Below are 6,400 nucleotides of genomic sequence, written 5' to 3'. Positions count from 1 at the left end.
TTTTTATTGTTTTTTAGAAGTTTTAACTAATGGATCTTGTGCGGCGGCCTTGAGGAACGACACACCCATTAAGAGGATGACGACAGAAAAAGGCAACGCCGCAATAATCAAAGCATTTTGAAGACCTTGTGTACCACCTGTGTAAATGACAATAGCGGCAACCGATGATTGGATAATACCCCACGTAATTTTTACAAGGTTCGGAGGATTTAACATACCACCGGTTGTTTGCATACCGAGCACGAATGTCGCTGAATCGGCAGAAGTGATAAAGAAAATCGCGATAACGAACAATGTAATAAATGACAGCAAAGTTCCAAGTGGATAATACTGCAGAACGCCAAAAGTTGCCGTTTCAATACTATATTCGGAAATTTTAGCAATACCGTTTTGCTCAAGGTTCAACGCAGAAACGCCAAACACAGCGAAAAAAATAAAGCATACTAACGAAGGAACCAATAAGACGCCTAGCATAAATTCTTTAATGGTACGTCCTCGAGAAATACGGGCGATAAAGATTCCAACAAACGGAGCCCATGAAATCCACCAAGCCCAGTAAAACACTGTCCACCCATCGACCCACGCACGTTGATCTTCGTTGACTGGTTCCAAATTAAAACTCATCGAAAAGAAGTTAGTTAAATATCGTCCAATTGTATCGGTAAATGAATTGAAAATATAAAGTGTTGGACCAACAATTAACAGCAACACAAGCAAGATAAAAGCAAGAATCATATTGATGTTACTCAAATACTTAATGCCGCGGCCAATACCTGACCAAGCTGATCCGATGAAAAGAACGGTCGTCACCGCGAGAATGAGCAATTGGAAAGCAAATGTATTCGGTGTGCCGAACAGAAATGACAAACCTTCGTTGATTTGCGCCGATCCAAATCCAAGAGTCGAAGCCACACCGATAATAGTGGCAAAGACAGCTAGTGTATCAATTAGTTTTCCTAATGGACCTGCCATTAGCTTTTTTCCGAATAAGGGGATGAGTGTAGCACTTATCAAGCCGGGTGCATCGTTGTGAAATTTAAAATAAGCTAACACTAACGCAACGATGCCGTAGATGGCCCATGCATGTAATCCCCAATGAAAAAAAGAAAATTGCATCGCTTCTTGAATCGCTTGATCTGATCCGAGTTCAGACTTGGGAGCATTTTTAAAGGCATGGGAAATCGGTTCAGCGGTTGTCCAGAAAACTAATCCCATCCCCATGCCTGCACTAAATAGCATCGCAAACCAAGAGATAAGGGAAAACTCGGGCTTGTCGCCAGGTTTTCCTAATTTCAAATTCGCAAATCGAGAAAAGATTAAATAGACACAGAAAGTCAAAATTAAGAATACGGTTAAAAGATAATACCAACCAAACGTGCTGGAAATAGCAGAAGTCCATTCACCTGTTTGGATTTTAAAGCCTTCTGGGGAGATAAGACCCCAGACAAGCATGCCTAAACAAATTAATAATGAAGTCCAAAAAACAATCGTCACATTTTTCAATAGTCTCTCTCCTTTTCGTTTCTTTTAAATAACTTTTTCATTTTCCCGGATTTCTAAAGTTTAAACGGGTTGCCATTGATTTTTTTAATATGTAGCCATTATTAGTTATATTACATTTTGTAATAAAGTGAAATTCTGTGTCATGAAATTGTTATGTTCTATCTGTCGTTTTGACATGTTGTTGACATGTCGAGGTGTTAGTATAGTTTTTGTTAGTGAAAAGGAGGAATTTCAATTTATGAAAAAGCAAATCGTTACACTAACTGCTATCGCAGCATTAAGTGTGGGAGCAGCTACAACAGCTAGCGCTTCATCATCATATACAGTTCAATCAGGTGACACTCTATGGGGAATTTCGCAAGACAACAACGTATCAGTAGAAAGCTTAAAAGGGTGGAATGATCTATCATCAGATTTAATCTTCCCAAATCAAGCGCTTGAAATTGATGGGCAAGCAACATCAAAAACAACATCAGACAACTCAACATATACAGTGAAATCAGGAGACACATTATTTGAAATTGCAAGTGCTCATGGAATTTCAGTAGACAGCCTAATGAGCTGGAACGGTATTTCTAGTACTCTAATTTATCCTGGTGAAACATTTACAGTTAAAGGTGGTACCGCATCACCAGCACCAGCGAAATCTACTGCACCAGCACCAGCGCCAGCAAGTGCGCCTGCTGAGAAAGCACCAACACAAGCTTCAACACAAACTGGTAAAACAATGACAGTTTCTGCGACAGCTTATACTGCTTATTGTGCAGGATGTTCTGGAACTACAGCGACAGGTATTGACCTTCGTGCAAATCCTAACCAAAAAGTAATCGCAGTAGATCCTTCTGTTATTCCACTTGGCTCAAAAGTTTGGGTTGAAGGTTACGGAGAAGCAATTGCTGGCGATACTGGCGGCGCAATCAAAGGTAACAAGATTGATGTCTTTATCCCAACACAAAGCGAAGCTCTACAATGGGGTCGCAAAAACATTACAATTAAAGTCTTAAACTAAAATAATTATGCTACAAAGCCGAGGTGTTCAATTCCCTTGGCTCTTTTTTTGTCTTTTTAAGTTAATGTAAATTTCTAAAATTTTTAAGTTTGGTTGCAAAAAGGGTGTTTTAAGAGTTATAGTATTGAATATTCAGAATAATCTTTTATATCAAAAGGGAGGTTTGTGAAATGGCGGGAAAAGATAAGAATTTTTCACGACGAGACTTCTTGAAAACTTCAGGTATTGCGACGGGTGCTTTGATTGGTGGAGGAATTATTGGTGGGTTAATCGGAGCTAACACAAATTCGAAAGATACTGGAACGACTGCTCCGGGCAATTCGGACGAAACAAAAGGATCTTCATCTGGTAGCGTAAGAGGATTAACATTTTTTAAAAGTATGGCAGAGTTTGAAATTTTATCTCAAGCTACGGAACGGATTTTTCCAGAAGATGATCTAGGACCAGGGGCAATTGGGCTAGGTGTACCTTATTTTATTGATGGCCAGTTAGCAGGAAGTTATGGTGAAAATTCCAAAGAATATATGCAAGGTCCTTTTTTCGAAGGAGAACCTACGCAAGGGTATCAAAGCCGTTTAAAACGAAATGAAATGTTCCAACAAGGGATACAGCTAATGCAACAAGAAGCGCAAAGTCGATTTGATGCAAAATTTGTTGATTTAGAAGGCGAACAAATGGATGAAATTTTAACAGCTTTTCAAGACAATGAAATCGCCATGAGAGGTGTAGAATCCCAGTTTTTCTTCCGTCTCTTACGACAGGCAACGTTAGAAGGCGCATACGCAGATCCAATATACGGAGGGAATATCAACATGGATGGCTGGCGGATGAAAGGGTTTCCTGGACATCAAATGGCTTATATTGACGAGATTGAAAGCGAAGATTTTGTGGAAATGGATCCGAAATCAATAGGCATGGAGCATTAAACGACAAGGAGGAATCGTTATGGTGACAACTTTGGACAGTGTGGACGTTGTAACGGTAGGGGTAGGGTGGACTGGAGGAATTATTGCTGCTGAATGTGCAAAAGAAGGACTTAAAGTAGTGGGACTAGAACGGGGGCGAGAACGTGGAACAGAGGATTTCACTATGGTTCATGACGAATATCGCTACGCAGTTCGCTATGAATTGATGCAGGATTTATCTAAGGAAACCATTACATTTCGTAATAATCGGAAACAGCGTGCTCTACCAATGCGACAATTAGGTTCATTTTTGTTAGGGGAAGGATTAGGTGGAGCAGGTACGCATTGGAATGGGCAGACTTGGCGTTTTCTTCCGTATGATTTTGAAATAAAAACAATGACAGATAAAAAATACGGAGCAAATAAACTGTCGGCTGATTACACCATTCAAGACTGGGGAATTACTTACGACGAATTAGAGCCTTATTTCGATCGTTTTGAAAAAACCGTTGGTATTTCGGGTGAAGATAAAAACCCGTTTTGGGGCAAACGATCAAGTGATTTTCCAACGCCACCTATGAAGAAAACAGCAATGTTACAACGTTTTGAAACTGCTACATCAAATTTAGGATATACACCATTTATGATGCCTTCTGCCAATTTGTCAGAAGCTTATGAGAATCCAGATGGACAAAAAATCAATGCATGCCAATATTGCGGATTTTGTGAGCGTTTCGGTTGTGAGTACGGAGCCAAAACTTCTCCGGAAATAACGGTAGTACCCGCAGCTAAAGAAACAGGAAATTATGAAGTTCGGTTTAATGCAAACGTTGTGGAAGTCATAAAAGAAGGCGATAAAGTAACTGGTGTCAGATATTATGATACTGTAACTTTTGAGGAATTTATCCAACCGGCTAATGCTGTAGTGTTAACGAGTTATGTAATGAATAATGCGAAATTATTGATGGTTTCTAATATAGGACAGCAGTACGACCCAGAAACAGGCCAAGGAACGTTAGGTAAAAATTACGCATATCAAATTCTTCCTGGAGCTTCAGGTTTTTTTGATGAACAATCGAATACCTTTATGGGAGCAGGCGCTCTTGGTATGACAATTGATGACTTTAATGGTGATGCCTTTGACCATGGAGATCTAGATTTTATTCATGGTGCAAGTATATCTTCAACACAAACTGGTTCTCGTCCAATCCTTTCTAATCCAACACCACCGGGTACTCCCTCATGGGGAGCAGATTTTAAACGGGCATCTATTGAAAATTTCACAAGAATACAAGGTGTAGGTGGCCAAGGGGCTTCAATGCCACATAAAGAAAACTTCTTAACCTTAGACGGTACGTATAAAGATATTTATGGAGTTCCTCTCTTGCAGTTAAATTATAATTTTACAGATCAAGATCGTGCTCTTCATAGTTATATTACTGAAAAAGCAGAGGCAATCGTAAAAGAAATGGGTGCCAAAACGGTTGCGGCCGGGGGTGAACTTACGGATTATGATATCGTTCCTTACCAAACAACTCATAATACAGGCGGCACGATTATGGGAGCTGATCCGGCTACTAGTGTCGTCAATAATTTCTTGCAACATTGGGATGCGGAAAATCTATTTGTCGTAGGCGCGGGCAACTTTGCTCATAACGGCGGCTACAATCCAACAGGAACTGTCGGAGCTTTGGCTTATCGCTGTGCAGAAGGTGTTATTCGTTATAGCCGTGAAGGTGGTTCACTTGCTTAATAAAGGAGGAGAAACATTATGGGAGGATTAGCTTCAATAGGGGTACCGGGCTTAATCATCATTTTGGTAATTGTGTTAATTATATTTGGACCAAAGAAATTGCCTGAAATTGGTGGTGCAGTCGGTAAAACGTTCGCTGAATTCAAACGATCAACAAAAGGATTGATGGATGATGATGACGAAGAGACGGTAAAAAAAGACACGGTTGAAGAGAAAGACTTGAAAAAATCTGAGAAACTATGAAGGTGGTTAAATGGATCCGTACGGAGACAGAAAGTTAATAAGCCCGTTACGTAAAAAAACGGTACAACTAGAGGAGCCTGCGGAAAAGGTTTCGGCAAAAATGCCGGAACCTCCTAGTAATGAACCGGAACCACCGGTGGAAGAGTCAGAGGTGCAAGTTGAAACTTTAGTTGACCATTTAGGAGAATTGCGTAAACAACTTATTAAAAGTGCGATAGTATTTTTGTTTTTCCTAGTAGTGGTCTTTTCGACTTTGAATTTTTGGTTTCCTTTTATTGTAAAGGGAAATAATTTGGTGATTTTGGGACCTCTAGAAGTGATTAAATTTTATACTTCTATATCAGCAACATTAGCTTTAGGGTTATCTTTACCATTTCTAATTCATTTTATTTGGAAATTTGTGAAACCAGGGTTGGAAGAAAAAGAAGCGCGTTTTCTCGGCTTGTACTCACCGGTGATGTTTTTGTTGTTTATTTTAGGAATTGCTTTTGGATACTTTATTGTTAATCCGTTAAGCTTTCAATTCTTAATTGGCATGGGGATGGCGAATTTTGATGTAATGATTTCAGCAAATGAATACATTCATTTTCTCATCATGACAACAATTCCACTCGGACTGTTATTCGAAATGCCGATTATAGCCTTGTTTTTATCATCAATTGGCGTTTTAACTTCTTTGTCGATGAAAAAGGTCAGAAAGTGGTCCTATCTTGTACTAGCTGTTGTATCGGCATTGATTACCCCACCGGATTTTTTAAGTCAGTTGCTAGTGCTGATTCCGATGGCGGGACTTTATGAAACGAGTATTTTCATCATTAAAAAAACAGAACAACGAAAAGAGACGATCGAAAATACCGTATTGTAAATAACAAAGGAGGCTACAAATTTGTAGTCTCCTTTTAGTTGCATGAAAATTCTGATATTTAATGGCAATTACACGATAACTGCTATACACTAAAAGAGCAGGTGATCGTCAGTAAATCCGTA

At 39.4% G+C, this 6,400-nt stretch carries 6 protein-coding genes; 5 read left to right on the top strand and 1 reads right to left on the bottom strand.

Annotated features, from left to right (window positions below; translation table 11 throughout):
• Positions 1-3 precede the first annotated feature (3 nt).
• Positions 4-1,503 carry a BCCT family transporter gene (locus GPDM_RS01440; RefSeq protein ID WP_008428219.1) on the bottom strand — a complete coding sequence of 500 codons (1,500 nt, stop codon included), beginning with the start codon at positions 1,501-1,503 and terminating at the stop codon, positions 4-6.
• A gap of 238 nt (positions 1,504-1,741) precedes the next feature.
• Here GPDM_RS01440 and GPDM_RS01435 point away from each other — a divergent pair, with 238 nt between their 5' ends.
• The 5 genes from GPDM_RS01435 to tatC all read left to right on the top strand — a co-directional run bounded on the left by GPDM_RS01435 (position 1,742) and on the right by tatC (position 6,278).
• Positions 1,742-2,512, top strand: a complete 771-nt coding sequence (locus GPDM_RS01435; protein ID WP_008428218.1) for a LysM peptidoglycan-binding domain-containing protein — start codon at positions 1,742-1,744, stop codon at positions 2,510-2,512.
• A 170-nt stretch (positions 2,513-2,682) separates the two neighbouring features.
• On the top strand, positions 2,683-3,438 hold the full coding sequence (locus GPDM_RS01430) for a gluconate 2-dehydrogenase subunit 3 family protein (RefSeq protein WP_008428216.1): 756 nt from the start codon (positions 2,683-2,685) through the stop codon (positions 3,436-3,438).
• 19 nt (positions 3,439-3,457) lie between these two features.
• Positions 3,458-5,170 carry a GMC family oxidoreductase gene (locus tag GPDM_RS01425; protein ID WP_008428214.1) on the top strand — a complete coding sequence of 571 codons (1,713 nt, stop codon included), beginning with the start codon at positions 3,458-3,460 and terminating at the stop codon, positions 5,168-5,170.
• 18 nt (positions 5,171-5,188) lie between these two features.
• The gene (gene tatA, locus GPDM_RS01420; RefSeq protein ID WP_008428212.1) at positions 5,189-5,413 is read left to right on the top strand and encodes a twin-arginine translocase TatA/TatE family subunit; all 225 of its coding nucleotides are present in this window, start codon (positions 5,189-5,191) and stop codon (positions 5,411-5,413) included.
• A 10-nt stretch (positions 5,414-5,423) separates the two neighbouring features.
• Positions 5,424-6,278: a twin-arginine translocase subunit TatC gene (tatC, locus tag GPDM_RS01415; protein WP_008428210.1), complete on the top strand. Its 855-nt coding sequence runs from the start codon at positions 5,424-5,426 to the stop codon at positions 6,276-6,278.
• Positions 6,279-6,400 lie beyond the last annotated feature (122 nt).

The sequence above is a fragment of the Planococcus donghaensis MPA1U2 genome (assembly GCF_000189395.1).
Lineage (GTDB): Bacteria > Bacillota > Bacilli > Bacillales_A > Planococcaceae > Planococcus > Planococcus donghaensis_B.
This window is presented reverse-complemented; position numbering and strand designations above follow the sequence as displayed.

Excerpts from the sequence above, each read along its gene's own strand:
- tatA (WP_008428212.1), top strand. The coding sequence starts at position 5,189 with ATGGGAGGATTAGCTTCAATAGGGGTACCGGGCTTAATCATCATTTTG.
- GPDM_RS01435 (WP_008428218.1), top strand. The coding sequence starts at position 1,742 with ATGAAAAAGCAAATCGTTACACTAACTGCTATCGCAGCATTAAGTGTG.
- GPDM_RS01425 (WP_008428214.1), top strand. The coding sequence starts at position 3,458 with ATGGTGACAACTTTGGACAGTGTGGACGTTGTAACGGTAGGGGTAGGG.
- GPDM_RS01430 (WP_008428216.1), top strand. The coding sequence starts at position 2,683 with ATGGCGGGAAAAGATAAGAATTTTTCACGACGAGACTTCTTGAAAACT.
- tatC (WP_008428210.1), top strand. The coding sequence starts at position 5,424 with ATGGATCCGTACGGAGACAGAAAGTTAATAAGCCCGTTACGTAAAAAA.